Source organism: Agrobacterium sp. Azo12 (genome assembly GCF_029193765.2).
Classification (GTDB): Bacteria; Pseudomonadota; Alphaproteobacteria; order Rhizobiales; family Rhizobiaceae; genus Agrobacterium.
The window spans coordinates 3,117,504-3,143,729 of record NZ_JARFYO020000001.1 but is presented as its reverse complement, the minus strand read 5'-3'; the positions used below and the strand labels follow the sequence as shown (position 1 = coordinate 3,143,729).

Sequence of the window (26,226 nt, the reverse complement as noted above, 5' to 3'; positions counted from 1 at the left end):
CCAATATGCACTCAACGGAGGAGAATGTTATGACATCCAAACTACCGGAGCTTTTTAACGGCCACGCCCCAATCGACCTGCATTATCTGTTCTGGGAAGCCGTTTTGAAATTTGAAGAGTGGGAGCCTTATGATGGCCAACCCCTCGTAGCCTTCGAAAACTCTCACATTCCGATTTCCGATGTCTTCAACGCCATGCGTACCTGCACGGATATCGTGCCGGCTGCCCTGGTTGGCTCGGTTGTCGCACGTCTGAACAAACCGTGGGTGGGTCATGGACCACTGGGTGAAATGAGCTTTTCGACAGCGGCGCGCATCATGAGCCTGCTGATCAGAAAGCGCAGATTGAACCCGGCCTTTGCGCCTGCATTTGACACCGCCTATGCCGCTGACTGGAACCGTTCGCGGCATTCCTATAACGGCAGTCTGAGATAGTTATGCCACTGTCGCAATAAGGTCTGCGAACACCGTTCTGTACAATTGACATCGTGACTTCCTTGGATTGCCCCCGATACCAGACCGGTGTCGGGGGCAGCATTTTGAGGTAGGGTCAATAGTTTGCCAAAACGCGATGTCCAAATTTCCAATTGGAAAACTTGATTGCCGGCTCGCGTTGATTTGCCATTTGATTTCGTTTTGTCGAGTGGCTGGCACTCGGAATAATGTGATCTTCTCTGATCGAAAAAATGGCAATTACATTCCTGATGTGATCGGAAAATGGGCATGTGGTGCCTCGAATATAAAAACTATTGAAATAGTGTATATTTCGGCATCAGTTCCTCGGGGGACACCAAGATCTGATCGCCTGATTGAAGCATCAGGAGTATTTGAACAATGAGATTTAAAGGATATCTCGGCGGCTTTCTCAAGTCGGCGATCGCCGGGACTTTGTTGACCAGTCTGGCTCTTTCAAATGTTGCACAAGCCGGCCCAACGCTGGACAAGATAACGCAACGCGGCTCCATCAAGGTTGGTGTTGGGACGACACCAGGTTTCTTTGCGCCTGACAGCAGCGGCAAATGGCAGGGGCTGTTTGCGGATTACGGCCGTGCTCTTTCCATCGCTGTTTTCGGCACACCTGATAAGGCAGAGTTCACCAACTCTTCTCCGCAGCAGCGTCTGCCAGCCCTTCAAAGCGGCGAATTCGACATTCTGTTGTCGGGTGTGACGGTTACTATCACCCGTGCGCTGAAGCTTGGTTTCCACTTTGGTCCTACGGTGTTTTATGACGGTCAGGGCATTCTGGTCCGCAAAGACCTCGGTGTGACAACAGCTGCCGAACTCGACGGCGCAACGATTGGAGCTCAGAGCGGCACGACAGGTGAGTTGAACGTTGCCGACTTCTTCCGCAAGACGGGCAAGAAGTTCACGCCAGTGACGATTGAAGATACCGGACAGTTCATCGCGGCGCTTGAATCTGGTCGCGTGGATGCAATCACCCAAGATTCGTCCGACCTTGTCGGCAAGCGTACACAGCTGAAAAAGCCGGATGATTATATCATCCTGCCAGAGCGCCTGTCCAAGGAGCCACTTGCACCTGCAGTTGCCGGTGGTGACGACCGTTGGCTGGAAATCGTTACCTGGACTGTCAATGCAACCATCCAGGCGGAAGAGTGGGGCATTACCTCGCAAAATGTCGATGAGTTCCTGAAGTCGGAAGACCCTGCCATCCAGCGTTTCCTTGGTGTTGATCCAGCCCTTGGCGAAGCGATCGGTCTTGATCCGAAGTGGGCTTACAACATCATCAAGACTGTCGGCAATTACGGTGAAATCTTCGACCGTAACCTGAAGCCGCTCGGTTGGGATCGTGGTTACAACCGTCTGTGGACGGATGGTGGTCTCCTCTATTCTCCGCCATTCCGCTAAGCAGTCGGGGCATATCAATAATGCCGGTAAATCCAGCGCCGGGCCCTCAAAGGCCCGGCATCTTTCGCAAGGCCTTGATGTGGTGGGGCACTCGTCCGCTGCTTCAGGTTTTCATCATCGGTTTTCTTGTCGTTTCGCTGTATTTTCTCGCGGTCAACGTGATCGAGAGCATGCGCCGTATTGGCGTGACGCCAGGGTTCGACTTCTTGAACCGGGCGGCCAATTTCGAGATTGGCGAAAGCTCAATTCCGTTTCAGGCGGGGGATACCTACATCCGTGCCATTATCGTCGGTTTGCTGAACACGCTGAAAGTCTCAGTGCTGGGCTGTGTCCTTGCGACTGTACTTGGGGTCGCGGTCGGCGTGGCCGGGCTTTCGCGCAATCTGCTGCTGGCGACTGCAGTGCGTTGGTATGTCGAGATTATTCGCAACACGCCACTGCTTCTACAACTGTTCTTCTGGATCTCGCTGACAAGTGCCTTTCCGGCGCCGCGACAGGCCAGCGCCTTTCTGGGGTCGATCTATTTTACCAATCGTGGTGTGTTTATCCCCGGTGGTTCGATTGAGGGTTTGAGTGTCAGCGGCAGCACGGTGTTTGCAGGTGCAATCGCGACCTTCGCCGCCATCCTATTTATCCTCAAGCGTAGCAGGGCTTTAAACATTACCAGCACGGCCTTGAGCTTCACGGCCGTGGTCGTGGTTGTTGCCGCTGGACTGTCGTTCAGCGGGGCACAGCTGAATGTTGATATTCCAGAATTGACCGGGTTCAACATTCGTGGCGGCTCCAGCCTGTCTCCGGAGTTTGCGGCGTTGTTGACCGGGCTCGTCGTGAAGTTTTCCGCGGCCATTGCCGAGATTGTTCGGGCGGGCATTCAGTCCGTCAACAATGGTCAGTGGGAGGCTGCACGGTCGCTCGGGTTGCATCCGGAACAGATCATGCGGCTTGTCGTGTTACCACAAGCCTTGCGGGTGATCACGCCGCTAACGACGTCAAGTTATCTCGACTTGACCAAGGATTCGAGCCTTGCGGTGGCCATCGGTTATCCGGAGCTGGTCAGCGTCATCAACACCACGGCCAATACAACAGGCCAGTCGCTTGAAGCGCTGATGATCCTGATCGGCACCTATCTGGTCATCAACCTCTCGGTTTCGGTGTTGATGAACGAATATAACAGGCGTGTTGCCTTGCGGGGGAATGGCCGATGACGGTGAATGTTGTGCCCAGCCATCGCGGCAAATTGCGCATCCTGTTGTTAGGATTGAGGGCAGGGTTGTTCGGTACGGTGACAAATAGTTTGATCACCCTATTGACCTCAGCCGCACTCGTCTGGACCCTGCCGCCGCTTATTCGCTGGGGCATTCTCGATGCCACGTGGAGTGGCGCGTCGGCCGATTGCGCGGCGCGTGGTGGTGCCTGCTGGGCGTTTATCAGCGCCAAACTGCAATTCATTCTGTTTGCTTTTTACCCCGCTGAGTTTTTGTGGCGGCCGGCTCTGGTTGTGCTGTTACTGGTGTTGTTGCTGTTTGCAACGGCAATGCCGCGCTTTTGGAGGAAGGAAACCCTGCTCGCCTGGCCGCTGATTATTCTGGCCAGCTGGTTTCTGATGGCCGGCAGTTTTTTCGGTGGGCCTGTCCCGTCCAACCAATGGGGCGGACTGCCCGTTACGCTGTTTGTCTGGGCTGGCTGTTTTGCTGCCGCGACACCGCTTGCCATTCTGCTGGCGCTGGCGCGTCGCTCCAAGCTGGGTGGCCTGCGCACATTTTCGATCCTCTATATCGAGTTGATGCGTGGCACACCGATGGTCGCCATTCTCTACGTGGCGATGCTGATCCTGCCGATGGCGTTACCCGACGGCCAGTTTTTCGACAAGATGATTAGAGCGATGATCATGGTCACACTGTTTTGGGCAGCCTATATCGCCGAGGTCGTGCGTGCCGGACTACAGGCCATTCCCAAAGGGCAGGAGGAAGCCGCCACCGCACTTGGTATTGGTTACTGGCGTACGATGCAGCTGATCGTGCTGCCGCAGGCATTGCGGATCGTTATTCCCGGCATGGTCAATCTGGCGATCGGTTTCCTGCTCGCCACGTCCTTGCTGGCCGTGATTGGTATCTTCGATATTCTCAACGCTGCTCGGGCATCTGCAACGGACCCCAGCTGGCTTGGGTTTTATAACGAAGCCTATATCGCCGTTGCCTTCATCTATTTCGTGATCTGCTTTGGTGCCTCACGTTACAGCCTGTGGCTGGAAGGCAGGTTACGCGGCCATCACAATAAATAAGGTCGCAAAAAAAGGTCCGCGCGTTGGTACGCGCGGACCTTTCTTAGAACGCTATGCTCTTTGCTTACAGGCTTACGGTGATGCCGCCATCAACGTAGAGGATGTGGCCGTTGACGAAAGACGATGCGCCTGACGCGAGGAAGATGCAGGCGCCAACCAGTTCTTCCACCTTGCCCCAGCGACCAGCTGGCGTGCGCTTCTGCAACCATTCGGTAAAGGCCGGATCCTTGACCAATGCGTCATTGAGAGGTGTTTCGAAATAGCCGGGCGCGATGGCGTTGCATTGCAGGCCGTGTTTCGCCCAGTCGGTTGCCATTCCCTTGGTCAGATTGCCGACTGCACCCTTGGTCGCGGTGTAAGGCGCAATGCCTGGACGCGCCAGTGCGGTCTGAACACTGGCAATATTGATGATCTTGCCAGCGCCACGACCAATCATATGACGGGCAACGGCTTGGCCAACATTAAACACCGACGAGATATTGGTGCGCAGCAGACGCTCAAAGGCATCGGCAGGGAAATCTTCCAGCGGGGTGCGGTGCTGCATGCCAGCATTGTTTACGAGGATGTCGATGGCACCCTTGTCGTTTTCATAGGCGTCGATGGCTTCGCGGGCAGCGGCATGGTCTGTCACGTCGAAGGCGAGGTAGTCGACATTACCGAGCTCTTGTGTCGCAGCTTTCAGCTTCTCGGGGTTGCGGCCATTGATGACGACGTCAGCACCGGCATCCTTCAGACCCTTTGCCAGTGCAAAGCCAATGCCCTGCGAGGAGCCGGTAACAAGGGCGCGACGGCCGGTCAGGTCAAATATCTGGATGCTCATGGTTTTCTCCCGGTCTTGAAATAAGTCGTACTTTTCGACTGTCTGTTTTCAAGCACAGGGGATGGGCAGGGACAAGTCTTGCCGCTGTTAAAAACAGCGTGAAAGGCTATTTCTTCCCCTGTCGTCCAGAGGCGAATGCGTGGCTGGAATAGACGCCGGTTTTCAGGTTATGGGGTTTCCGGTGCACGCAGTGGATATTGATGGCGTGGTGGTATCAGGTGGTGAACCACGGCGATGACCACAAGTAGCGCGCTGCCAGCCAGAACGACCAGAAACAGATCCTGTCCTTCAAGGTGCGAGCCGTAAGCGACAAGCGGTACGGCGCCGGCCGGTGGATGGGTCACGCGCAGCAGCAGCATTCCGGCAATAGAAAGTCCAACCGCAATTGCCGAAGCCCACCACATGCCGGGCAGGAACTGCAAGGCAAGGCTGCCGACCAGGGCTGCCAGCAAATAACCACCGATGACATTTGCCGGTTGCGCAAGCGGGCTTTTGGGCTGGCCGAACAGCAAAACCGCTGTCGCTCCAAAAGGCGCGATCAATAATGGAATGCCTGTCTCCACCGTCAAGCCACCCACGGCCAGCATGGCGGCAATGGCACCAATCCCCGATTTAAGGTGATGATGCGCCTGTCCTTTAGGCTCATGGCGGTGGATGTAATGCCGCAAGTGGCGTCGCATGAAATTTTTCCGGCTTAAAATTATGCAATTGCCGTTTAATAAACCGAAGACTGCATGTTTTCCAAGCAAAGTCTTTATGAAACTCGTCCGCTTCTGCGAATATATTTGCGCCTGTTGCGATCGCCCTCACCCACGATAGAGGCTTGAGACAGATGCGGTCCGTCGCTGTGGCTGAAATAAAAAGACGCGGGGAGACTATGTTCTCCCCGCGCCCTGTTTTGACGTTTGATATTTTTAGTCTTCGTTGGCAGCGAGCTGTGACAGGACCTGACCACGACCGCGGATACGCATGATCAGCGGGATGATGAAGGCGGCTGCGGCAACAATGAACAGGCCAACGGCAATCGGCGACGTGAACAGCACGACAGGATCACCCTGGCCGATGGCCAGTGCGCGGCGCAATTGCTGCTCGGCCAATGGCCCAAGGATCAGGCCAACGACAGCAGGTGCGATCGGATAACCGAAGATGCGCATGATGTAGCCAAGAATACCGAAGCCGAGCAGCATGCCCAGTTCGAACACCGAAGGGTTCGCACCAATTGTGCCAAGCGTCGCAAACAGCAGGATGCCCGCATAAAGCCATGGCTTTGGAATGGTCAGCAGCTTAACCCAAAGGCCAATCAGCGGCAGGTTGAGAACCAGCAACATGAAGTTGGCAATGAACAAGCTGGCAATCAGACCCCAGACAAGCTGCGGGTTGGTGGCAAACAGCAGCGGGCCGGGTTGTAGGCCGTATTGCTGGAAGCCGGCCAGCATGATGGCGGCGGTCGCCGTGGTCGGCAGGCCAAGCGTCAGCAGTGGTACCAGTGTACCGGCGGCAGATGCGTTGTTGGCGGCCTCCGGACCGGCGACGCCTTCAATCGCGCCATGGCCAAATTCTTCCGGATGTTTTGAAAGCTTCTTTTCCGTGGCATAGGACAGGAACGTGCCGATTTCTGCACCACCGGCAGGCATGGCACCAATCGGAAAGCCAATCAACGTGCCGCGCAGCCATGCTTTCCACGAGCGAGCCCAATCCTGCGCACTCATCCAGACAGAGCCTTTCACAGCTTCGATCTTGTCCGGGCCGCTTTGTCCCTGTGCGACGATGAACAGCGTCTCGCCAATCGCGAACATGGCAACGGCGAGCGTTGTCACTTCGACGCCGTCAAGCAGATCTGGAACGCCGAAGCTCATACGGGCCTGACCGGTCAACTGGTCGATACCGACAATGGCAAGGGCAAAGCCGATGAACAGCGAGGTAAGGCCGCGCAGTGCAGAATCACCAAAGGCGGAAGACACGGTCACAAATGCCAAGACCATGAGCGCGAAATATTCGCGTGGTCCAAACACCAGTGCCAGCTTGACGATATAGGGTGCAATGAAGGCTAGGGCGATCGTGGCAATGAGGCCAGCCACGAAGGAGCCGATGGCGGCGGTGGCAAGAGCCGGTCCACCACGCCCCGCTCGGGCCATCTTGTTGCCTTCCAGCGCCGTCACAATGGACGCACTTTCACCGGGTGTGTTGAGAAGGATGGAGGTGGTCGAACCACCATACATGCCGCCGTAGTAGATACCGGCGAACATGATCAGCGATCCGGCAGGATCAAGCTTGTAAGTGACCGGCAGCAGCAATGCGACAGTAAGCGCCGGGCCAATGCCTGGAAGAACGCCGACAGCCGTGCCAAGCGTTACGCCGATCAATGCATAAAGCAGGTTCATCGGCTGCATTGCGACCTCTAGGCCGTGAAGCAGAAATTCAAATGTATTCATGGACGAATGTCCCCCTGTCGGGTGGAGTGTTACCAACCGCTTGCACAAAAGCGATTGTCACTCCCTGTTTTTCAATCAAGAAAAGAAGGCCGGTTCCGTTTAGAAGAACAGGCGTTCCAAAGGCCCAGCTGGCAACGAAAGCTGCAGGAACTGCGCAAAAATCACCCAGACTACGAAGCTGATGGCGATGCCGACGGGAATGGAATACCAAAGCTCCCGTTTGCCAAAGGCACGGGCGGTGAAGGCAAACAGAATGCCTGTTGCGATGGAAAAACCGGCTGTTTTCAGCAGCAGCATCTGCCCGGCCAAACCAGCGATAACCCAGATGACGGCGCTTGTTTCCTGCTTGTCCCGCTTGGGAAACTCACCACGCAGAGCTTCCACGACTGTCCAGATGGCAAGGCCGACAAGACAGAATGCGATGGCGTAAGGTACGGTGGCTGGACCAACAGGCGAATAACCGGACACGCCTGCAAGGCGTGTAGAGTCCATGAAGATTACAGCAGCGATGGCAACGAGTGCAGCGGCTATAACCAGCGCCGCCCGGTCAGGGCGGCGCTTTTGAGAGTTGGATGAGTCAGAACCCATGCTCATTTTACAAGTCCGATGTCTTTGAGAATAGCCTGAGTGGATTCAACATCCTTGTCGAGCTGTGCCTTGAAAGCATCGCCAGCAAGGTATGTGTCCTGCCAGCCCTTGGTCTTCAGGGTGTCCTGCCAGCTCTTGGACTTCACCAGCTTTTCAACGTCGGCATTGATTGCTGCTTCCTGATCTGCAGACAGGCCAGGAGCCGCTGCGACCATGCGCCAGTTTTCAACCACGACATCAAGGCCGCTTTCTTTCAGGGTTGGTCCGTCAACGCCTTCGATGCGCTCTGCGCTCGACACGGCCAGAAGGCGAAGTGTGCCAGCCTTGACCTGGCTTTCAAATTCCCCGTAGCCGGAAATGCCAGCTGTCACCTGCGAACCGAGGATGGAAGCGAGTGCTTCACCGCCGCCGGAGTAGGCGATGTAGTTGATCTTGGTTGGATCAACGCCAGCAGCCTTGGCAATCAGGCCAACTGCGATGTGGTCGGTACCACCAGCTGAACCGCCACCCCAGGAAACGCTGCCTGGATCTTTCTTGAGCTGCTCGATGAGGTCACCCATGGTCTGCAGCGGAGAAGAGGCCGGAACGACAACGGCTTCATATTCGCCGGTCAGACGGGCAATCGGTGTCACGTCCTTCAATGTCACTGGCGAATTGTTGGTCAGGATGGCACCAACCATCACGTAACCACCAACGATCAGAGCATTTGGGTTACCCTTCTGCTGGCTTGCAAACTGGGCAAGACCGATTGTGCCACCGGCACCTGGTACGTTCTGTACCTGTACGCTCTTGGAGATGCCTTCATCCTGCAGCGAGGTCTGCAACGAACGCGCGGTCTGGTCCCAACCGCCGCCTGGGTTTGCTGGTGCAATGATCGTGTAATCGGCTGCTGCGGCAGGAAGAGCCAAAGCACCGGCGATAATGGAAGCAAGTACGAAATGTTTCAAAAGCGAACCCTCCTTGATAGCCCATCGGGCTTCGTTGTTTTGGCGGAAGGAGAACGCGGGCAAATGTAGACTCGCTGCCATCACAGGACAGTTTGTTCATTCGCGATAGATATTTCCTCCCGCATCTTCGTTAAGCCGCCTCCACGGCCGAAGAGTAGAAGCAGAGCACCATAGAAAGCTGACATTTAACTGACGCAATCCCCGGCTTTGCCAATTTAACATTCATTAATTTTTGGATGACGTCCAGTTTTTAGCTGATAACCGGCTTTGGCGGGTGTTTATTGCAGGCGCAAGGCCTCGTTCCAGCGGGCAATCAGCCGATTGCGCTTTACCTGATCGAGATAAACCATCAGGCCAAGGCTGACAGGAACGGGCAAAAGCTGGGCGCCGTGAATGGCCTGCATGGTGTTTGCGGTATTGTCTCCGGCGACATCCGGATTGACGGCCGGAATTTGCAATCGCGTTGACAGGATTGTCTGGCCTTCCCGTGACATGAAATATTCCAGATATTTACGGCCCAGTTCCGGGGAGTTTGCGGCCTGTGGCACAAGGCCGATGCGTGACATCACCACCGTGTAATCCTTGGGCAGGACGATGCCGACATCCGGGTGACGGGATGCCCAGTCGGCGGCGTAGGAGCCGAGAATATTGTAACCCAGCACGAATCGTCCGTCGGCAATGCGCTCCAAAATGGCGGAGCTGTTGGAGTAGAGTTTTACGCCGGCTGCCCCCATGTGTTGGATGACGGACCAGATATCGGTAAATTGTTCCTGGTCCCGTGACATGAACAGGAAACCGACGCCGGAACGTTCAATGTCATAGGTGGCGATGCGGCCGTGCACGTCCTTGGCATGGTGCTCAAGATAATCGACAAATTCGGCGCGGGTGGCTGGTGGTTTTTCGGTGGTGAAACTCGGCTTGTGATAGACAAAAACTGCCGGTTCAAAGGTCAGGGCATAGGCGGTATTGCGCCAGTTGGCCCAACTTGGCCATTTTGCGCTGAGCGGCAGGTCGCTGCGTTGCGCATAACCGTCATTGCTCAGTTTGACCTGCAAATCCATGGCTGAGGAAAAGGCGAAGTCGGCGGTTTTCTGTCCGGCATCGGTTTCCTTGACGATGCGGTCATAGATCTCACCGGTCAGCAAATCCTCATAGGACACCGTCACATCCGGGTTCTGTCTCTGGAATCCTTCGATCATCGGAGCAGCCAATGGCTCATCCAATGAGGAATAAACGATCAATACCGGTGCATCCGGATTGCCGGATGGTGCCGGAAACACGGTCGGTTTGGCCAGTGCAGGTGCTGCGAAAGAGAGACCCAAACAGAGACAGAGAAGAATACGCATGAAAATATCATGCCGCACCAGCTTTGCGTGCACAAGCGTCTGCCCCTGTGATTGCCGCACAGCTGACGGATCGATGCTACGATGAGGCGCTCTAACTCCTTGAAACTATGCAGCATGCCCAAGCGAAATTCGATTCCGATTTTCAAATCGATGCGTTAGGGTGCGCGGTGAGGGCAGGAGATTGATTTGCGTATATTGCTGGTCGAAGACAATCAGGTTCTGGCGGACGGTCTGGTCGCTTTGCTGCGCGGCAGTGGCTATGCCGTGGATTGGGTATCGGATGGTACTTCGGCCCTGGCTGCGACCGCGACGGAAAGTTTTGATTTGGTCATTCTTGATCTCAATCTGCCGGAAATGGATGGCATTTCCGTGTTGCGCTCCATGCGGGCGCGGCAGGAAAGGGCGGCGGTTCTTATACTGACAGCGCGTGGCTCCCCGGAAGAACGCGTCAAGGGACTGGACCTCGGTGCCGATGATTACATGATCAAGCCTTTTGATGTCAGCGAGCTTGAGGCACGGGTGCGTGTCCTGCTGCGCCGTCAGGCGGGTTTACGCTCTTCGACCGTCAGTTACGGCAAGGTATCGTTTGATCTGACCTCGCGCACCTTTAGCGCGGAGGGTGTGCCACTGGATATTCCGGCGCGTGAACTTGGCATTCTGGAACTGCTGTTCATGCGCGCTGGCAAAGTGGTTGCCAAGGAGGCCATCATGCAATCGCTGGCCGGGTTTGATGACGAGTTGAGCGGCAATGCCATTGAGCAATATGTCAGCCGTCTGCGTAAACGCCTTGCGCCCCACGGGCTGACCGTCAAGACGGCACGCGGCATAGGGTATTATCTGGAGCGTCTACCGGAGATCGCCGAATGACAGGCGGAGCCTACTCGCTCCGCAAGCGCCTGTTGGGCTGGCTTCTGTTTTCGACGGCAATTATCGGCACTGTTGCCCTAACGGACACCTATTCAGAGGCGGTCAAAACAGCAAATGTGGTGTCGGATCGTGTGCTGGCGGGCTCTGCCCTAGCCATTGCCGAGCGGGTTGCCGTGTCTGAGGACGGCAAGCTTGAGGTCGATATTCCCTACGTCGCATTGGAAATGCTGACATCGGCTGCACAGGACCGGGTGTTTTACCGTGTTGATGGTTCGCACGGCGAGTTCCTGACCGGTTATCAAGGACTGCCGTCAGTTTCGCCTGAAGAGCCGAATGTGGCGATCTTCGAGGATGCGTTTTTTCGAGGTGAACCCATTCGTGTCGCTGTCATGCAGCGATCCGCGTCCACCGGCATCAATTCGGTGCCGTTTACCGTGACAGTTGCTGAAACCACCATTGCCCGCCGCCAGCTTGCGCAATCTATTCTGTTTCGTTCCGCCCTGCGCCTATTGGCGATGATTGTCGGAGCTTCGGTTATCGTGTGGGTGGCGGTGACGATTTCCTTGCGGCCGCTGTTTCGGCTGAGTGAAGCGATTGCCGAGCGCAATCCGAGCGATCTCCATCCTATTGACCAGAAGGTCCCGGTGGAGGTGCAAAACCTCGTTGACACTGTCAATTCCTTCATGGTGCGCCTGAATGCGGCGCTGGAAGCGCTTCGACATTTCACCGGTAATGCCAGTCACCAGTTGCGCACGCCGCTGGCGATCATCCGCACTCAGTTGGCGCTTTCCGAGCGGGCGGAAACATTGGCGCAGGCCAAGGACGCAGCGCGGAAAGGCGATGAATCCGTTGCTCATGCCGAGCATATTCTGGCGCAGCTTCTGCGCATGGCAAAAATCGATGCGGCAGGATCAGGTGAGCCGCAGGCGCTGTCACGCATCGACTTGGTGGAAGTCGCCCAGACAATAACTGCAGAGTATATTCCACAGGCGGCGGAGGCTGGCGTCGATCTGGGTTTTGAGGGTGAGGGAACCGTTGCCGTTCTGGCCGAACCGTTGTTGATCGGTGAGCTGCTGGGCAACCTCATCAGCAATGCCATTGCCTATGCCGGTGATAATGTTGAAGTGACGGTGCGCGCTTACCGCAGTGCTGCGGGGCAAGTTTGCCTTGAGGTGGAGGATAACGGGCAGGGCATCGCGCCTGAGAAACGTGACATGGTGCGTCAGCGTTTTGCCCGTGGGGATGGCAATCCAGCTCCCGGTGCCGGTCTGGGGCTGGCCATTGTCGAGGAAATTGCCCACCTGTTTGGCGGGCAATTGCTGCTGGATGCCGGTCAGAACGACAAGGGTTTGAAGGTCACCGTGCTGCTGCCCGCAGCCGGTTAATCTCTTATCATCCCATGCGCTCGGATGCGTAGCTGCCGGGGCTTGGTGGGAAAACGACCGTGCGGTTGCCGTTGATAAAGGTGCGGTGATGGATATGCGCGTGGATGGCGCGTGCCAGCACCTGGCTTTCGACATCGCGGCCCAGCGACACATAGTCATCGGCGCTTTGTGCGTGGGTAATACGGACGGTTTCCTGCTCGATGATCGGACCTTCATCAAGGTCGGCCGTAACGTAATGGGCAGTTGCGCCAATCAGCTTTACGCCGCGCTCATAGGCCTGCTTGTAAGGGTTTGCGCCCTTGAAACTTGGCAGGAACGAGTGGTGAATGTTGATGATCTTGCCGGACATTTTTTGGCAGAGCTCATCGGACAGCACCTGCATGTAACGGGCAAGAACGATCAGTTCTGTACCAGTCTGTTCGACCAGATCCAACAACTGTGCTTCGGCCTTCGGTTTGTTATCCTTGGTCACCTTGATGTGGTGGAAAGGAATGTCGTGATTGACGACAACTTTCTGGTAATCGAAGTGGTTGGAGACGACACCGACGATATCGATTGGCAGCGCGCCGATCTTCCAACGGTACAGCAGGTCGTTCAGGCAATGGCCAAACCGCGACACCATCAACAGCACTTTCATGCGCTCGGCCGAGCTTTCGATCTTGGCATCCATGCCGAATTTCTCAGCGACGGGTGCAAAGCCTTCGGTGATGGCTTCGCGGCTTTCGCCCTGTTCGGAAATGAAGCTGACCCGCATGAAGAACATGCCGGTCTGAAGGTCATCGAACTGCGAGCTGTCTACGATGTTGCAACCCTTGTCTGCCAGATAACCCGATATTGCCGCCACGATGCCGCGGGTGGATTTGCAGGTTACAGTCAGAACATAAGTCGTCATCAGTCTATTCCTCTGGAAGCGCCATTTCCGGTGCTTCTGGTTTTACGTCACGCGCCACAATTCGGGCGTCCTGCATTAGCGCAGTCGCTGGCCGTGGCATAGTGGCTTTGTCGCAATTTGAATATCCGCGACCTGTGTGCGGGTGGAAGAGCGATCAAGCGCCCATAGTCATACGGCGCTTGCTGCCGTTCTGTGTTGCGCAAAACGACATTGGATAACGAGTTTCTGACGTGAGATGAAAACGCCCCGCTTGATATCACCATCAAAAGGGGCGGAAACCGATGCCGTTCAGGCCCGGCGAAGGCGCATCAGTGGGCGACCCCGACGGTCGCGTAACTCCAGCTGATTGCTGCGCGGGCTCAAATCATAGCCGCGTGCTTGCTCAAGCGCGGAAAGAAACGCTCTTTCCTGGCGCATGATTGGCGGTTCGCAGGCCATTTGCGTGGAAATGGCGCGACTGAAATCAATCTCGCGGCGGTTTACCCTGAGTTCGGCACCAAAACCATTGCAGCCGGTGTTGCCAGATACACGGTTATCAGGCCCAATTTGCAGGACCGGTGGTTTTCTGTCGGTAACACGCTGACCTGCAATGTCGACGACAACCCAGGAACCGACCAGGGATGGTTCACGGTCCGGCTCCGGCCGTGGTGCCGCCCCGGCACGTTCAAGCATCAGGTCCGTGGTCTCGCGGCGATTGTTGAGGATCGGGTAGTTCTGTGTGGTGGTAAACAGCAGGCGGCGACCATCGCGGATTTCGGCGCGAAGCGCATAACGCCGGTTGGGGCGGATGTCCCGGTCATTGTAACGAATGACATAGGGAATAGGTACGTTGCGTCCCGGCAATGGAGTGGTTTCTGCAATGATGCTGAAACTTGCGCCAGCGCGTGAGACATCAATCAACTGAACCGTGACTGTCGCAGAAGGTGGTAACGCCATGCGCTCACGATAGCTGACTGTGCCGCGAATGGAGGCTGGGGCTGCAAGCGATGGTGATGCAACCAGAACGGCGGACAGGCCAAGAAGGCTGGCAAAGCCGCGGCGAGAGATTGGCCTTTTGCCACTCAGTGTATTTTTGTCGGTCATTTCCAAACCCCCATGATCACGATGTGCGAATATTCGTCTTCGATAATAAGGAAGCCAGATGAATCCGGGATGAACTGCCCGGATAAGCAACGCTGCCGGGCCATGGCTGGCAGCGTTGTTGTTGTTTAGCGTGACAGACTGTCGCGCAAAGTCTCGAACTTCGAAAGCTGGTCTGCCTTCAGTTCCTTGTTCTCGTCACGACGGACAAAAACCTTGAACATGGCCTGACCATTGGCATTCATGAACCATACGGAGCAGGAGCGACGGCCATGGAATGCACGGTCCACAAAGCTGATGGCGTGACAGTTGTCCTTCTTGATGTGGCCACCAATCGGGCTGTCGCCGTGAATGTTGAACCAGCCATGGCTTTCGGTACCTTCCGGCAGAAAGCCCGGCACTTCCAGTACGATATCGGCGGTCTGCACGATCATTAGCACTTCGCCCCAGGTCATCATGTCGGACCAGATTGCGGAGAACTGTTCGGCCGGACTGGTGACTGCAGCGCCCTGCGGCAGGATTTCCAGAACTTCGGCCGGCGTGACGTCTGCCTTGCTGGCAATCGCCTCAACGATGCCGTCAGGCTTCTCGTTCAAGGCAGCAAGGGCTCTCTCACGACGCTCTGGCGTGTTGTATGCAACAGCTGTCATGGGTTCCTCATGCCGCATCAAAAATGCGTTGGCCGTTCTTGTCGTCGTGAATGATCACGTCAAAACCTTCAAAATGCGGACCGGAGAGGTATTCGACCTTGCCACGGTTGTTGCCAGCATTGGCATGTGCTGCGCGGAACTGCTCGGACTTTGTCCATGCGGTGAAATCTTCGCGGGTTTCCCAAACGGTATGCGAGGCATACAGCGTGTGGTCGTCAGACTTCGGGCCTTTGAGCATGTGAAACTCGACATAGCCCTTCAATTCGTTGAGTTGCGTCTTGCGCTCGCGCCAGATTGTTTCAAACGCTTCCTCAAAACCCGGTACCACGCGAAAGCGGTTCATTGCGATGAACATCCAATAACTCCCTTGACTGAAATAAGTTTCCTGTAATTGTCAGGATATAGGTGGTTCCCAAGGTTGAAAAGCCCGCATGTGCAAGAAATCCAGTGGTTTTTGACAGTTTTCATTTCTTGGTTTGTCTACTCTTGCGCGGGTTTTTAAACATGTGTACCAAACTCCACTTAAATGAACTGCCCATGGCAGCTTGCCACTTTTATCTGGATGAAAAGCTCATGATGTCTTCAAAACGTTCGCTTCGATCTCTGGCTTTCGGCGTGTTCCTGCCGGTGGCGCTGGTAACATCCACTTTTGCGCAGGCGGGCGATGGCGGTAATGTCAAGGCACAACGTATTGTGTCTGTCGGTGGCACTATTACGGAAATCCTCTATGCGCTTGGCGCGCAAGACCGCATCGTGGCACGTGATTCCACCAGCAGCTTTCCTGTTGATGCGCTGGCCAAGCCGGATGTCGGCTACATGCGTGCGCTTTCCGCTGAGGGCATTCTGTCACAGAAGCCCGATCTCATCCTGACGGAAGACGGTGCTGGCCCGGCCGATGTTCTCAATATTCTCAAGGACAGCGAAGTGCCCGTCGTGACAATCGACACTCCGCCATCGGGTGCCGCGATTGCCAAGAAGATCCTGGATGTCGGCGCAGCCGTTGGTCTTGAAGACAAGGCAAAGAGCCTGGCGGACGAGGTGGACACTGGTCTAGCAGCCCTGGCCAAGGATGTTTCGGCGGTTGGCGAGAAGAAAAAGCGCGTGCTGTTCGTGCTGTCGACCGCGGGTGGTCGCATCATGGCCGGCGGTCAGGATACAGAAGCTGCGGCCATTATCGAAATGGCCGGAGGTGTAAATGCTGCGTCGGCGATTACCGGTTACAAGCCGCTGACTGACGAGGCTGTCATAGCAGCAGCACCTGACGTGGTGTTGACCATGGCGCGTGGCAATCATCAGGCCTCTCCCGATGAAGTGTTTGCGCTGCCTGCATTCCAGAGCACACCTGCCGCAGCCAACAAGGCTCTGATCAGCATGGACGGTCTTTATCTGATCGGTTTTGGTCCGCGCACACCTGCGGCGGCACATGAACTGGCCTCCAAATTGTATCCGGATGTGGTGAAGCCGTGAAATCGCTTGCCGTGACGCCCGCCACAGCTCCCGTTGAAGGCAAGAGATCGCGCGTTGGCGGCATTGCACTTGCGGTGCTTGTCGGCCTGTTGTTTCTGGCCTGTCTGGTGTCGCTGGTCAGTGGGCCAACCGGGGTAGGGCCGGCAGAAATCTGGGCCTATTTCACCGGTCATGCGGCCGATATGGAACCGCGTGACCGGATTATTCTTGAAGCCGTGCGTTTGCCGCGCACCGCGCTTGGCCTTCTCATTGGTGCTGGGCTTGGTGTGTCCGGCGCCATGATGCAGGGTCTGTTCCGCAACCCGCTGGCCGATCCGGGTATTGTCGGTGTCACCTCGGGTGCTGCCTTGTTTGCGGTTGCCGCACTGGCGCTGGGTGGTGGCATGCTTGCGCCGCTGGCGGCGTTTTTCGGTTCGCAGTTCCTGCCGGTCATGGCGTTTTTTGGTGGCCTGATCAACACCATCCTTCTGTATGTGATTGCTACGCGCAACGGTATGACGTCAACCACGACGCTGGTTCTGGCCGGTATTGCGGTTGGGGCCTTGAGTGGTGCCCTGACCGGTCTGATGATTTTTGTCGCCGATGATCGTGCGCTGCGCGACATCACCTTTTGGAGCCTCGGCTCACTGGGTGGGGCAACGCCGGCAAAAGTTCTGGCGACACTGCCGTTTATTCTGGTGGTTCTGGTCATCATACCCTTTGTTGCCAAGGGGCTGGACGCACTCATCCTGGGTGACGCGGCTGCCTTCCACATGGGCGTGCCGGTCCAACGCTTGAAGCGTCTGGTCATTCTGGCGGTTGCTGCCGCCTGTGGTGCAGCTGTTGCGGCGGCCGGCTCGATCGGTTTTGTCGGCATTGTCGTGCCGCATCTGCTGCGTCTTGCCATTGGTCCCTCGCATCGCTTTCTGCTGCCGGCATCAGCGCTGGGTGGTGGCGCGTTGTTGTTGCTGGCCGACAGTTTTGCCCGCACGGTTGCTGCGCCTGCCGAGCTGCCGATCGGCATCGTCACGGCGCTTATTGGTGCACCGGTGTTTCTGTTCCTGCTGTTTGGCAAGGGCGGTATGGGTATGAGGAACCTGTCATGATCACGGCAAGCGGTATCAATCTAACCCGGTCGGGACGCAGGCTGCTCCACGAAGTTTCATTGAAACTCGAGCCGGGCAAGTTCAATGTGATTATAGGCCCGAACGGTGCCGGAAAGTCGACATTGATGAAAGTGCTGTGTGGAGAAACCAAGCCGGATGTCGGCACCGTTTCTTATGGTGGGGCGGACATAAACCTGTTCTCGCCTCGGCAACTGGCACGTCAACGTGCAGTGCTGCCACAAAACACCACATTGGCATTTCCGTTTACTGCGTTTGAAATTGTCCGAATGGGCGCTGTTGCCTATGGCGGCCTGGATCCTGACGCACAGGCCCAGACGGCGCTTGTCAATGTCGGTCTGCGTGGCTTTGAAAGCCGTTCTTATAATTACCTGTCTGGCGGCGAACAGCAGCGTGTGCAATTTGCCCGCGCTTTGGCGCAGGTACCGCATTCCGTTGAAGACGGTGAGGCGCGGGCACTGTTTCTCGATGAGCCAACCGCAAGCCTCGATATCGGCCATCAGATCAGCGTTCTGGAGACAGCACGTGATTTCGCTGAGAAGGGCGGTCTGGTACTGGCCATTTTGCACGACCTTAATCTTGCGGCGGAGTTCGCAGATCACCTGATCGTGATGCACGATGGCAGGATCACTGCGCAGGGCGCGTCCTTCGACACGATCAGCGATGAAACCATTGCACGGGTCTATGGCATTGGCGGTGCGGTGGGACGTCTGCCGGCGGCGCACATCCCCTATGTTTTACCGCAGTCACGCCACAGATAGCGGGTTGGAATTCACGCCTTTGGTTCCGGCCGCGTGACGATGAAGGCGGCGGAACAGAGCATGACAACGAGTACAATTACCGCCCGCAAGGCGGGTGGATCTGTGGTGAACCAGAAGATCGCGTAGCTGGCGGTCATGACGGAGACGGCGGCAATCTTGGCACGGCGGGCAATCGAGCCAGTTTCTTTCCAGTTGCGCAGAGACTTGCCAAAACGCGGGTGAGACAGCAGCCATGCTTCGAGTTTCGGGGACGAGCGGGAAAAACACCAGACGGCTAAAAGCAGGAACGGCGTGGTCGGCAGAACAGGCAGAAACGCACCAGCAACGCCGGTCGCCACCATAATCCATCCCAAACAGAGATACACGTAACGCATGTCGTTTGCTGCCTTTTGTCTTTATGAGTGCAATTCTCATGATAGGCTTGTGATGTCTAGGTTTGACCTTTGTTTTTTGAACAAATGGCGTGAGACAAATTGGCTAGGACGCCGCGTAAAAGGGTTGAAATGATCAGCCCGTTTTCGTTTCACAGGTGAGGCTAGGTACTGTCACAGCGGGTAGGATGTGTGAATTTGCGTCGCCCGAGTTGCATTCCTATATTAAGGGTTGTGATAAGGGGCTTGCTTCGCGTCTGTATATGCCTTTATCCCGGTGCGGCAATTATTTGGCTCCAAGCCGAAGTGCCAACAGAAGAAGGAAAACACCATGGCCAAAATGATCCACTCGATGGTCCGGGTGCTGGACGAAAAGCGTTCGGTTGACTTTTACTCTCTCGCATTCGGCCTGAATGTGGCGGAGCGTGTGGAGCAGGAAACTTTCACGTTGGTCTATATGAGCAATGAAGAGGAGAGTTTTGAACTCGAGTTGACGATCAACCGAGGCCGTGATGTTCCCTATGCCCTTGGCGATGGTTATGGCCATCTGGCCGTTTCCGTCGATAATCTTGACGCAGAACACGCACGCCTGATCGAAGCCGGTCTGGCACCGGGCAAGATCATCGAATTTGTCCGCAAGGACGACGTGTTTGCCCGTTACTTCTTCATCTGCGACCCGGATGGTTACAAGATCGAAGTTCTCGAGCGCCGCGGTCGCTTCAAGTAAAAGGTTGGCCAGAAGGGGCAGGATATGACCGAAGAGAGTGTGAAGCTCGAAGAGAGCTGGCGGCAGAAGCTTCTTCCGGAATTTTCCAGTCCCTATATGGCCCAGCTCAAGGCTTTCCTGCTTGAACAGAAACAGGCAGGAAAGCACATCTTCCCCAAGGGGCATGAATATTTCCGTGCTCTTGACCTGACACCGCTTGGCAAAGTCAAGGTGGTCATTCTCGGACAGGACCCATATCACGGTTACGGTCAGGCGCATGGCCTGTGCTTTTCCGTCCGCCCCGGTGTCCGCACACCACCATCACTGGTAAACATCTACAAGGAACTGCAAAGCGATCTCGGTATCCAGCCAGTTCGCCACGGCTTTCTGGAAAGCTGGGCGCAGCAGGGCGTGTTGTTGCTCAACAGCGTTTTGACTGTTGAAGAGGCACGTGCGGCTTCTCACCAGGGGCAGGGCTGGGAAAAATTCACTGACGCTGTTATCCGTGTTGTGAATGACGAATGTGAACATGTTGTCTTCATGTTGTGGGGCTCCTACGCGCAGAAAAAAGCATCCTTCGTGGACCGCGACCGCCATCTGGTCTTGAAGGCACCGCATCCCTCCCCGCTGTCGGCCCATAATGGCTTTTTCGGCAGCCGGCATTTTTCGCAGGCTAATGATTATCTCGTTTCCCATGGCCGCACGCCGGTTGAGTGGGCATTGCCAGCGGATGTGGCGGAAGCTTCGTAAGTCGTATTTTCTGCAATTCCTGACTTTAAAGTTCCAGTTCGTTGGTCTATGAGATAAGTGGACTTACGGCCGAAGGATTTTTGTTGTGTCTGTGTTATTTGCGGAAACTTCTGTTGAAATTGCCAATGCGGAGTTGATTGTTGACAAGTTTCAGCAGCACTTTGCCGAGCATTTTCCTGTCATCCGTGAAGGTACTGTTCTCCATTACGAAACGGAATACGGCAAAGTCTGGATGGCTGGCGAGAAGGGCCGCTTCCAGGCTGAGGTCAATTGTTATGACGCCCATGTCCTGATGTCGATCAAGGCAATGCTTGCGGAACATCTGCTGGAGTTCTCGGGCGACAAGGATCTTCGTTTTCGTTGGCAGGGCCACGGCGCTGATCTGAACCAGCTGCCAAATCTGTTTGAAGGTCGCGTGGTCAGGGCGTTTAACGTCACACCCCGCATGCGTCGTCTGGTTATTTCGGTTGGTGAGGGCATTGAACGCCTGATGACCGGTGGTCTGCATATCCGCATTCTGATAGTGCCGCAGGGTCGCACACCGGTTTGGCCTCACCTGTCGCAAACCGGTGCTGTCGTCTGGCCGGAAGGTGATGACGAGTTGATCCGGCGCGTTTACACCATTCGTTACGGCAATGTGGAGCGTCAGGAAATCGAACTGGATTTCGTCATGCATGAGGGAGACCACATGCCTGGTGCGCATTTCGGGGCAAATGCCAAGGCCGGTGATCTGGTCGGTATTATCGGTCCCGGTGGTGGCGTCGTCCCGGTCGAGGTGGATGCGTGCGTGTTCGCTGGCGATGAAACGGCGTTGCCGGTTATATCGCGCATGGTGGAAGAACTCCCGGCTGGAAAGAAGATTACCGTTTATGCCGAAGTGGCTGACGAAAATGAACGTCAGGACATCAAGTCAGAAGCTGATGTGAAGTGGACCTGGCTTTACCGCAAGGGCAAGGCTGCCGGCACATCCGGCCTTTTGGAACAGGCTTTGCGTCAGCACGACTGGAGCAAGGATAGCGACAGCCGCCATGTTTTCATTGCCTGTGAAAAGGGCGAGGTTCGACGGATCAAGAAATTCCTCAGCGATGAGGCAAAACTGCCGAAGAACGATTTCCGCACGGCCGGATACTGGGTGCTGGGCGAAGGCGATGATCACTGAACGTAATTGTCGGTAGCCGCCAGACCTACCATGTAATCCTCTCAAGCCGCCATAAACTGGCGGCTTTTGTGTTTTGAGATCTTGTGGATTGTTGAACGGGTTGGATTTTTCGTTCTCATTTTGTGAACAATGCGTTCTGAGAGCTCGATCTATGCTTTGCGGCAGATCGGCCTAATTATAAGCCCATCAACAGCAACGATCCTTTCTCAGGGATCCGGCACAAGGGGTTTTATCATGCTGAACCAGCTCAAGGGACTGCACCACGTCACGTCGATGGCAGCAAGCGCCCGCACCAATAATGCATTCTTCACCGGTACGCTTGGCCTGCGCCGCGTCAAGAAGACTGTGAACTTCGATGCGCCCGACGTCTATCACCTTTATTATGGCGATGAGCTTGGTACGCCCGGCTCGGTCATGACCTACTTCCCATTCCCGCACATTGCACGCGGCCGGCCGGGGACAGGCGAGGTTGGCACGACACTGTTTTCCGTTCCGCAGGGATCGCTCGGTTACTGGCAGGACCGCCTGACCAAGGCCGGTGCAGATGGCCTGAAAACCGACGAAGCCTTTGGCAACAAGCGCCTGCATTTTGCAGGTCCTGATGGCGATGGTTTTGCGCTGGTTGAAGTGCCTGACGATAATCGTGCCCAATGGGTTGGCAATGGTGTGACGGCGGATCATGCGATCCATGGTTTTCAGGGCGCGTCGTTGCGTCTTCGTGACGAAGGTGCGACTGGCGAACTGCTGAAATTTATGGGGTATGAGGAAGTTGACCGGCAAGACGGAGTGTTGCGCCTTGGTATTTCCGGCGGCAACGGTGCCGACTTCATAGACATCGAAACCATGCCCAATATTTCGGGTGCACGTCTTGGTGCCGGTTCCGTTCATCACATCGCTTTTGCGGTCGAAAACCGCGAAAGGCAGCTCGAGGTGCGCAAGGCATTGATGGATACCGGCTATCAGGTCACGCCCGTGATCGACCGAGACTATTTCTGGGCGATCTATTTCCGCACACCGGGCGGCGTACTGTTTGAGGTTGCCACCAATGAACCGGGCTTTGATCGGGACGAAGATACGGCGCATCTCGGTGAAGCACTGAAACTGCCTGAACAGCATGCGCATATGCGCGGCATTCTGGAACAGCATCTGGAACCGCTTGGTGACGAAAAGGCCGCGTAACGGCCTTCACTGAAACTATTGCCGAAACGATGACGTCACCCTCGGGATTTGCCCGAGGGCCAGCCCATTGGCATGGATGGTCAGATCAAATCTTGCCATGACGCGAGCGAAATAAGGAACCTTTCCATGGGTCAGGATAACTACATTCACAATGTCAGGGCCGGTGCTGCTGGTCAGCCGCTTTTTGTCGTGCTGCATGGCACGGGTGGGGATGAAAACCAGTTCTTCGACTTTGGCAGCCGGTTGTTGCCGCAGGCCACCGTCGTTTCGCCGCTTGGCGATGTCTCCGAACATGGTGCTGCGCGGTTTTTCCGTCGCAAGGCGGAAGGCGTTTATGATCTGGATGATCTTGAACGTGCCACGAAAAATATGGCCGGCTTTGTTGAGGCGCACCGCGATTATTATCAGGCGGGAAAGGTTATCGGACTCGGTTTTTCCAATGGTGCCAATATCCTCGCCAATGTGTTGATCGAATTTCCGGACCTGTTTGATGCGGCGGTCCTGATGCACCCGCTCATCCCGTTCCAGCCGGTCGTCAAGCCATCCACCAAGACGCCACGTATCCTGATCACTGCTGGTGAACGCGATCCCATCAGCCCAGTACCGTTGACGAAGGCGCTTGCCGAGCATTTCACCGGAACTGGAGCAGATGTGTCGCTGGTCTGGCATCCGGGCGGCCATGAAATCCGCTCGGGTGAAGTTGATGCCGTGCGCGAATTCATAGCGCCTTACGCATAATTTTTAAGAGCGCTTCTGGCAGACATCACATCGCCGGAAGCGCTCCATCTTTTCTTTTCACGCAATTCCGGGATCGGAGCCGTCTCTCGTTTTCGCTGGAAATTGCTTCAGTAGCCGCAGTTTCGCAGTTGCCGTGCATAGTTATCGGCAATGTTGGCGGAACGGCGTGCGGCTTCGCGGATTGCAGGTTTGCTTTTCCAGACACCCTGCGCATAACCGCCGTGGCCGGAATAATAGGCCAGATAGAGGTTATAGGTGTCGCGCAAGGCGATGCCGTTCCGCTTGTTGCTCTTATTATGATACCAGCCAACGAAATGGATCGCGTCGGTGAAATCGGTGCGGCTTGCACTCCAGCGGCCGGTGTCACGCTGATATTCTTTCCATGTGCCATCCAGTGCCTGGGCATAACCATAGGCAGTGGAACGACGCTTCCACGGTATGAAACCAAACAGCTTGGTGCGTGCCGGGCGCGCATACTGACGGAAACTGGATTCTGTGTAGATGGTTGCCATCAGCACAGGTACAGGCACACCCCAGGTGCGTTCTGCCGCCTGCGCATCACGACGCCAGTTGTTAAACAGGCCATCACGCTGTTCAAACACGGCGCATATGTTGCGCGTCTGGGTAGGGGCTGTCGCACAGCCTGCCAATAAAGCGGTCAAAAAGAGCGCGACAAATAGTTTACGCATCGCAAAACCTCACGTTTTGCTGATTACTAATTGGTAAATACTAACGTTAGGTTTTTAGATAAGGTTAACGCTGGACCGCTTGTCCACTGCCTGTTTAACCTTATGAAAACATGTGTGAAACGGGCATGGATTCAAGCTTGTTTTGCGTCCGGAAAATGCCGGATTTTGGCCATTTTTCAGCTTGGCAGCACATTCGTTTTTTATAGGGAAAACAGGCTCCCTGGATGCCGAAAGCCGACAGCAACAACGGGGTCGTTTATTAACAAAAGCGTCTCGTCGCGTGTTGCAAATGTTAATGGACAGCTGCCGAAAGAGAGAGGGGGCTGGTGCCGTCCCAGGCCGTGATTTCAAAAAATCGCGTTAGATGGCAATAAAAACAAATTCCGATAAAATTGTAGCTATCGATTTAAATGCCCCGAAAAGACTGCCCTGTAAGTTGGGTGTCACTGGAGAAGGGATCTGTTGCCCTGTGGCGGCAGATACCGAAGCAAACTCCAGAAACGATATTCAAGACCGGCGGGCAAGCTGGCTGATACCGAAACGGGGTATGAAATGTTGAAGAAGATCATAGCTGCCGCAATTTGCGGTGTATTCGTAGCATCTGTCAGTGGCGAAGCCGATGCGGCCGGGCCTGCTGGTTTCGCACGTGGTTTTGCCTCGGCTGAAAAGGCGCAGGCAATGGCCGTTGAGGCATCAGCCAGCAAGGGTCTGCGTTTCGGCGATTGCCTGCTGGTTGCCGGTCAGTGCGCACCGCGCGCCGCCATTTCGCTGACTGAGGCCCGTCGCAAGGACCTGTTGCGCGTCAACAAGGCGGTCAATGAGCCAATGCAGGCGCTGGATGACTTTTTCGGCTCTTTCGACAGCAACAATTCGGTGCCGGCCTTTATGCAAGCCGACAATTGCGGTGACTGTGCCACCATCAAGCGCCAGGAATTGATCCATCGTGGTTGGCCATCACATGCGTTGCGTATCGGTTACGCGCTGGGTGATGATGGCTCGCTGCAAAAGGTTCTGATTGTCGAAACGGCAAAGGGCGGCGTTGTACTCGGCAACGGTTCGCGCAACGCCAGCCCAGCTGCCAGCGAAATTACGCTCTAAGCGTTCACACTATTCATGACTGACTTGGCTGCCGGCTCCCTTTCAAGGGAATGGCAGCTTTTTTCGTTCTGCCACCGCAATGCCACCCAGCGTCAAAAGCAGAGCCATGATCTGGTAGGTGTGCAATGTCTCTCCAATAATGATGACGGAGAGCAACGTGCCGAACACCGGTACGAGATTGATAAACAGTCCGGCCCGGTTTGGGCCAATGCTTTCGACGCCTCTGATGTAGAGAATCTGTGCCAGAAGCGACGCAAAAATCGCCGTATAAAGCGTGATTATCCAACCCTTCTGATCCGGCCAGACGGCTGTCTGTTGCATGACCTCCCATCCCATCAGCGGGAAAGATGAGATGAGTGCGCCAAGCGCCGGTATGGCCATCAAGGTGCGCCAGTTTACCAGTGGTTTCCAGCGCAACATGATGGTGTAGACGGCATATACCAGCACCGCCAGCAGCATGATGGCATCCCCGGCATTCAAGTCCAGCGCGAGTAACGACCATGGATCGCCATGCGAGGCCAACAGGGCAACACCGGCAATCGTCATGAAGAACCCAATGATCTGGCCACTCATCACACGTGTTCCAAACAGCGCGAAGTTCAGCGCAAAAATCACCATGGGAATACCAGCCTGAATAACGGCGGCATTGATGGCGGAGGTGTATTGCAACGCGGTGTAGAGAAAGGCGTTGAAGCTGGTGTAACCGATGACGCCCAACCCGAAGAAATAGGGCAGGTTCTTTTTGACCACCGGCCAGTCACGGACCAGTTGCGGCACGGAAATGGCAAAGATGAAAGCAACCGCAAATACCCAGCGCAGATATGTCAGCACCATGGGACTGACGTGGCCGAGAGCCAGTTTTCCGGCGACAGCATTGCCGCCCCAGCACAGTGTGGCGATGATCAGGGCGAGGTAGGCTCTTGAAGGCACGGGGGATTCTTTCGGTGGTTGTATGCAGGCGCAGGGCGGGAATCGTCGGTCGTCGACAACGTTTTTGCCGCCTCGGTGCCGAGATAAAGCCGCAAAGCGTGCTTTGTCACGGATTTTGTCAT

At 55.6% G+C, this 26,226-nt stretch carries 28 protein-coding genes; 15 read left to right on the top strand and 13 right to left on the bottom strand.

Going from position 1 to position 26,226, the window contains the following annotated elements; translation table 11 throughout:
- The first annotated feature begins 29 nt into the window (after window positions 1–29).
- The 4 genes from PYL13_RS14980 to PYL13_RS14965 all read left to right on the top strand — a co-directional run bounded on the left by PYL13_RS14980 (window position 30) and on the right by PYL13_RS14965 (window position 4,146).
- Window positions 30–434, top strand: coding sequence for a hypothetical protein (locus PYL13_RS14980; RefSeq protein WP_250982148.1), 405 nt, complete (start codon window positions 30–32; stop codon window positions 432–434).
- A 399-nt stretch (window positions 435–833) separates the two neighbouring features.
- The gene (locus PYL13_RS14975) at window positions 834–1,865 is read left to right on the top strand and encodes an amino acid ABC transporter substrate-binding protein (RefSeq protein WP_250982147.1); all 1,032 of its coding nucleotides are present in this window, start codon (window positions 834–836) and stop codon (window positions 1,863–1,865) included.
- 20 nt (window positions 1,866–1,885) lie between these two features.
- The gene (locus PYL13_RS14970; protein WP_275641853.1) at window positions 1,886–3,070 is read left to right on the top strand and encodes an amino acid ABC transporter permease; all 1,185 of its coding nucleotides are present in this window, start codon (window positions 1,886–1,888) and stop codon (window positions 3,068–3,070) included.
- Window positions 3,067–4,146, top strand: a complete 1,080-nt coding sequence (locus PYL13_RS14965; RefSeq protein WP_275641852.1) for an amino acid ABC transporter permease — start codon at window positions 3,067–3,069, stop codon at window positions 4,144–4,146. Before PYL13_RS14970 ends, PYL13_RS14965 begins: the two co-directional genes overlap by 4 nt.
- Window positions 4,147–4,210: 64 nt before the next feature.
- Here PYL13_RS14965 and PYL13_RS14960 read toward each other — a convergent pair whose 3' ends face one another.
- The 6 genes from PYL13_RS14960 to PYL13_RS14935 all read right to left on the bottom strand — a co-directional run bounded on the left by PYL13_RS14960 (window position 4,211) and on the right by PYL13_RS14935 (window position 10,279).
- A complete protein-coding gene (locus tag PYL13_RS14960) occupies window positions 4,211–4,966 on the bottom strand; it encodes an SDR family oxidoreductase (RefSeq protein WP_275641851.1) in 756 nt (251 codons plus the stop codon).
- A 167-nt stretch (window positions 4,967–5,133) separates the two neighbouring features.
- Window positions 5,134–5,646 (bottom strand): HPP family protein, encoded by a 513-nt coding sequence (locus PYL13_RS14955; RefSeq protein WP_275641850.1) that lies wholly within the window; start codon window positions 5,644–5,646, stop codon window positions 5,134–5,136.
- Window positions 5,647–5,880: 234 nt separating this feature from the next.
- Complete coding sequence (locus tag PYL13_RS14950) at window positions 5,881–7,398, bottom strand: tripartite tricarboxylate transporter permease (RefSeq protein ID WP_192488189.1); 1,518 nt, start codon at window positions 7,396–7,398, stop codon at window positions 5,881–5,883.
- Window positions 7,399–7,497: 99 nt separating this feature from the next.
- A complete protein-coding gene (locus PYL13_RS14945) occupies window positions 7,498–7,992 on the bottom strand; it encodes a tripartite tricarboxylate transporter TctB family protein (protein WP_275641849.1) in 495 nt (164 codons plus the stop codon).
- Window positions 7,989–8,933 (bottom strand): Bug family tripartite tricarboxylate transporter substrate binding protein, encoded by a 945-nt coding sequence (locus PYL13_RS14940; protein ID WP_250982141.1) that lies wholly within the window; start codon window positions 8,931–8,933, stop codon window positions 7,989–7,991. The genes PYL13_RS14945 and PYL13_RS14940 overlap by 4 nt, the downstream gene beginning before the upstream one ends.
- Window positions 8,934–9,211: 278 nt before the next feature.
- A complete protein-coding gene (locus tag PYL13_RS14935; RefSeq protein ID WP_275641848.1) occupies window positions 9,212–10,279 on the bottom strand; it encodes an ABC transporter substrate-binding protein in 1,068 nt (355 codons plus the stop codon).
- A gap of 186 nt (window positions 10,280–10,465) precedes the next feature.
- Between PYL13_RS14935 and PYL13_RS14930 the strand changes: the two genes are divergently transcribed.
- Window positions 10,466–11,146 carry a response regulator transcription factor gene (locus PYL13_RS14930; protein WP_250982139.1) on the top strand — a complete coding sequence of 227 codons (681 nt, stop codon included), beginning with the start codon at window positions 10,466–10,468 and terminating at the stop codon, window positions 11,144–11,146.
- Window positions 11,143–12,531, top strand: a complete 1,389-nt coding sequence (locus tag PYL13_RS14925; RefSeq protein WP_275641847.1) for a sensor histidine kinase — start codon at window positions 11,143–11,145, stop codon at window positions 12,529–12,531. The genes PYL13_RS14930 and PYL13_RS14925 overlap by 4 nt, the downstream gene beginning before the upstream one ends.
- Before the next feature lie 7 nt (window positions 12,532–12,538).
- On the opposite strand, the gene purU is transcribed toward PYL13_RS14925, so the two are convergent.
- From purU to PYL13_RS14905, 4 genes are all read right to left on the bottom strand, one after another.
- Window positions 12,539–13,423 carry a formyltetrahydrofolate deformylase gene (gene purU / locus PYL13_RS14920; protein WP_192488195.1) on the bottom strand — a complete coding sequence of 295 codons (885 nt, stop codon included), beginning with the start codon at window positions 13,421–13,423 and terminating at the stop codon, window positions 12,539–12,541.
- A gap of 288 nt (window positions 13,424–13,711) precedes the next feature.
- On the bottom strand, window positions 13,712–14,506 hold the full coding sequence (locus tag PYL13_RS14915) for a YbaY family lipoprotein (RefSeq protein WP_275641846.1): 795 nt from the start codon (window positions 14,504–14,506) through the stop codon (window positions 13,712–13,714).
- 125 nt (window positions 14,507–14,631) lie between these two features.
- Window positions 14,632–15,153, bottom strand: coding sequence for a heme utilization cystosolic carrier protein HutX (hutX, locus tag PYL13_RS14910; protein WP_275641845.1), 522 nt, complete (start codon window positions 15,151–15,153; stop codon window positions 14,632–14,634).
- A gap of 7 nt (window positions 15,154–15,160) precedes the next feature.
- Window positions 15,161–15,508, bottom strand: coding sequence for an antibiotic biosynthesis monooxygenase family protein (locus PYL13_RS14905; protein ID WP_192488197.1), 348 nt, complete (start codon window positions 15,506–15,508; stop codon window positions 15,161–15,163).
- A 218-nt stretch (window positions 15,509–15,726) separates the two neighbouring features.
- Here PYL13_RS14905 and PYL13_RS14900 point away from each other — a divergent pair, with 218 nt between their 5' ends.
- From PYL13_RS14900 to PYL13_RS14890, 3 genes are read left to right on the top strand one after another with little or no spacing between them, the layout of a single operon-like run.
- Entirely contained in the window at window positions 15,727–16,620 is an 894-nt protein-coding gene (locus PYL13_RS14900; RefSeq protein WP_275641844.1) for a heme/hemin ABC transporter substrate-binding protein, read from the top strand.
- Window positions 16,617–17,705, top strand: coding sequence for a FecCD family ABC transporter permease (locus PYL13_RS14895; protein ID WP_275641843.1), 1,089 nt, complete (start codon window positions 16,617–16,619; stop codon window positions 17,703–17,705). The genes PYL13_RS14900 and PYL13_RS14895 overlap by 4 nt, the downstream gene beginning before the upstream one ends.
- On the top strand, window positions 17,702–18,484 hold the full coding sequence (locus PYL13_RS14890) for a heme ABC transporter ATP-binding protein (protein ID WP_259143312.1): 783 nt from the start codon (window positions 17,702–17,704) through the stop codon (window positions 18,482–18,484). Before PYL13_RS14895 ends, PYL13_RS14890 begins: the two co-directional genes overlap by 4 nt.
- 11 nt (window positions 18,485–18,495) lie before the next feature.
- On the opposite strand, the gene PYL13_RS14885 is transcribed toward PYL13_RS14890, so the two are convergent.
- A complete protein-coding gene (locus PYL13_RS14885; protein ID WP_250982132.1) occupies window positions 18,496–18,858 on the bottom strand; it encodes a YbaN family protein in 363 nt (120 codons plus the stop codon).
- Window positions 18,859–19,186: 328 nt separating this feature from the next.
- Here PYL13_RS14885 and PYL13_RS14880 point away from each other — a divergent pair, with 328 nt between their 5' ends.
- From PYL13_RS14880 to PYL13_RS14860, 5 genes are all read left to right on the top strand, one after another.
- Window positions 19,187–19,582 carry a VOC family protein gene (locus tag PYL13_RS14880; RefSeq protein ID WP_250982131.1) on the top strand — a complete coding sequence of 132 codons (396 nt, stop codon included), beginning with the start codon at window positions 19,187–19,189 and terminating at the stop codon, window positions 19,580–19,582.
- Window positions 19,583–19,606: 24 nt separating this feature from the next.
- Complete coding sequence (gene ung, locus PYL13_RS14875) at window positions 19,607–20,311, top strand: uracil-DNA glycosylase (RefSeq protein ID WP_275641842.1); 705 nt, start codon at window positions 19,607–19,609, stop codon at window positions 20,309–20,311.
- 85 nt (window positions 20,312–20,396) lie between these two features.
- The gene (locus tag PYL13_RS14870; protein WP_275641841.1) at window positions 20,397–21,470 is read left to right on the top strand and encodes a siderophore-interacting protein; all 1,074 of its coding nucleotides are present in this window, start codon (window positions 20,397–20,399) and stop codon (window positions 21,468–21,470) included.
- A 234-nt stretch (window positions 21,471–21,704) separates the two neighbouring features.
- Window positions 21,705–22,649, top strand: a complete 945-nt coding sequence (locus PYL13_RS14865; RefSeq protein WP_275641840.1) for a VOC family protein — start codon at window positions 21,705–21,707, stop codon at window positions 22,647–22,649.
- A 126-nt stretch (window positions 22,650–22,775) separates the two neighbouring features.
- Complete coding sequence (locus PYL13_RS14860; protein ID WP_275641839.1) at window positions 22,776–23,387, top strand: alpha/beta hydrolase; 612 nt, start codon at window positions 22,776–22,778, stop codon at window positions 23,385–23,387.
- 107 nt (window positions 23,388–23,494) lie between these two features.
- Here PYL13_RS14860 and PYL13_RS14855 read toward each other — a convergent pair whose 3' ends face one another.
- Window positions 23,495–24,076 (bottom strand): transglycosylase SLT domain-containing protein, encoded by a 582-nt coding sequence (locus PYL13_RS14855; RefSeq protein WP_192488207.1) that lies wholly within the window; start codon window positions 24,074–24,076, stop codon window positions 23,495–23,497.
- A gap of 552 nt (window positions 24,077–24,628) precedes the next feature.
- Here PYL13_RS14855 and PYL13_RS14850 point away from each other — a divergent pair.
- Window positions 24,629–25,174, top strand: a complete 546-nt coding sequence (locus PYL13_RS14850) for a transglutaminase-like cysteine peptidase (RefSeq protein WP_275641838.1) — start codon at window positions 24,629–24,631, stop codon at window positions 25,172–25,174.
- 42 nt (window positions 25,175–25,216) lie between these two features.
- Here the strand turns inward: PYL13_RS14850 and PYL13_RS14845 are convergent, their stop codons facing one another.
- Window positions 25,217–26,104 carry a DMT family transporter gene (locus PYL13_RS14845; RefSeq protein WP_275641837.1) on the bottom strand — a complete coding sequence of 296 codons (888 nt, stop codon included), beginning with the start codon at window positions 26,102–26,104 and terminating at the stop codon, window positions 25,217–25,219.
- Window positions 26,105–26,226: the final 122 nt, after the last annotated feature.

Bases quoted from the DNA above. Each gene is read 5' to 3' on its own strand.
- PYL13_RS14980 (WP_250982148.1), top strand. From the start codon at position 30: ATGACATCCAAACTACCGGAGCTTTTTAACGGCCACGCCCCAATCGAC.
- PYL13_RS14975 (WP_250982147.1), top strand. From the start codon at position 834: ATGAGATTTAAAGGATATCTCGGCGGCTTTCTCAAGTCGGCGATCGCC.
- PYL13_RS14970 (WP_275641853.1), top strand. From the start codon at position 1,886: ATGCCGGTAAATCCAGCGCCGGGCCCTCAAAGGCCCGGCATCTTTCGC.
- PYL13_RS14965 (WP_275641852.1), top strand. From the start codon at position 3,067: ATGACGGTGAATGTTGTGCCCAGCCATCGCGGCAAATTGCGCATCCTG.
- PYL13_RS14960 (WP_275641851.1), bottom strand. From the start codon at position 4,966: ATGAGCATCCAGATATTTGACCTGACCGGCCGTCGCGCCCTTGTTACC.
- PYL13_RS14955 (WP_275641850.1), bottom strand. From the start codon at position 5,646: ATGCGACGCCACTTGCGGCATTACATCCACCGCCATGAGCCTAAAGGA.
- PYL13_RS14950 (WP_192488189.1), bottom strand. From the start codon at position 7,398: ATGAATACATTTGAATTTCTGCTTCACGGCCTAGAGGTCGCAATGCAG.
- PYL13_RS14945 (WP_275641849.1), bottom strand. From the start codon at position 7,992: ATGAGCATGGGTTCTGACTCATCCAACTCTCAAAAGCGCCGCCCTGAC.
- PYL13_RS14935 (WP_275641848.1), bottom strand. From the start codon at position 10,279: ATGCGTATTCTTCTCTGTCTCTGTTTGGGTCTCTCTTTCGCAGCACCT.
- PYL13_RS14925 (WP_275641847.1), top strand. From the start codon at position 11,143: ATGACAGGCGGAGCCTACTCGCTCCGCAAGCGCCTGTTGGGCTGGCTT.
- purU (WP_192488195.1), bottom strand. From the start codon at position 13,423: ATGACGACTTATGTTCTGACTGTAACCTGCAAATCCACCCGCGGCATC.
- PYL13_RS14915 (WP_275641846.1), bottom strand. From the start codon at position 14,506: ATGACCGACAAAAATACACTGAGTGGCAAAAGGCCAATCTCTCGCCGC.
- hutX (WP_275641845.1), bottom strand. From the start codon at position 15,153: ATGACAGCTGTTGCATACAACACGCCAGAGCGTCGTGAGAGAGCCCTT.
- PYL13_RS14905 (WP_192488197.1), bottom strand. From the start codon at position 15,508: ATGTTCATCGCAATGAACCGCTTTCGCGTGGTACCGGGTTTTGAGGAA.
- PYL13_RS14900 (WP_275641844.1), top strand. From the start codon at position 15,727: ATGATGTCTTCAAAACGTTCGCTTCGATCTCTGGCTTTCGGCGTGTTC.
- PYL13_RS14890 (WP_259143312.1), top strand. From the start codon at position 17,702: ATGATCACGGCAAGCGGTATCAATCTAACCCGGTCGGGACGCAGGCTG.
- PYL13_RS14885 (WP_250982132.1), bottom strand. From the start codon at position 18,858: ATGCGTTACGTGTATCTCTGTTTGGGATGGATTATGGTGGCGACCGGC.
- PYL13_RS14880 (WP_250982131.1), top strand. From the start codon at position 19,187: ATGGCCAAAATGATCCACTCGATGGTCCGGGTGCTGGACGAAAAGCGT.
- ung (WP_275641842.1), top strand. From the start codon at position 19,607: ATGACCGAAGAGAGTGTGAAGCTCGAAGAGAGCTGGCGGCAGAAGCTT.
- PYL13_RS14865 (WP_275641840.1), top strand. From the start codon at position 21,705: ATGCTGAACCAGCTCAAGGGACTGCACCACGTCACGTCGATGGCAGCA.
- PYL13_RS14860 (WP_275641839.1), top strand. From the start codon at position 22,776: ATGGGTCAGGATAACTACATTCACAATGTCAGGGCCGGTGCTGCTGGT.
- PYL13_RS14855 (WP_192488207.1), bottom strand. From the start codon at position 24,076: ATGCGTAAACTATTTGTCGCGCTCTTTTTGACCGCTTTATTGGCAGGC.
- PYL13_RS14850 (WP_275641838.1), top strand. From the start codon at position 24,629: ATGTTGAAGAAGATCATAGCTGCCGCAATTTGCGGTGTATTCGTAGCA.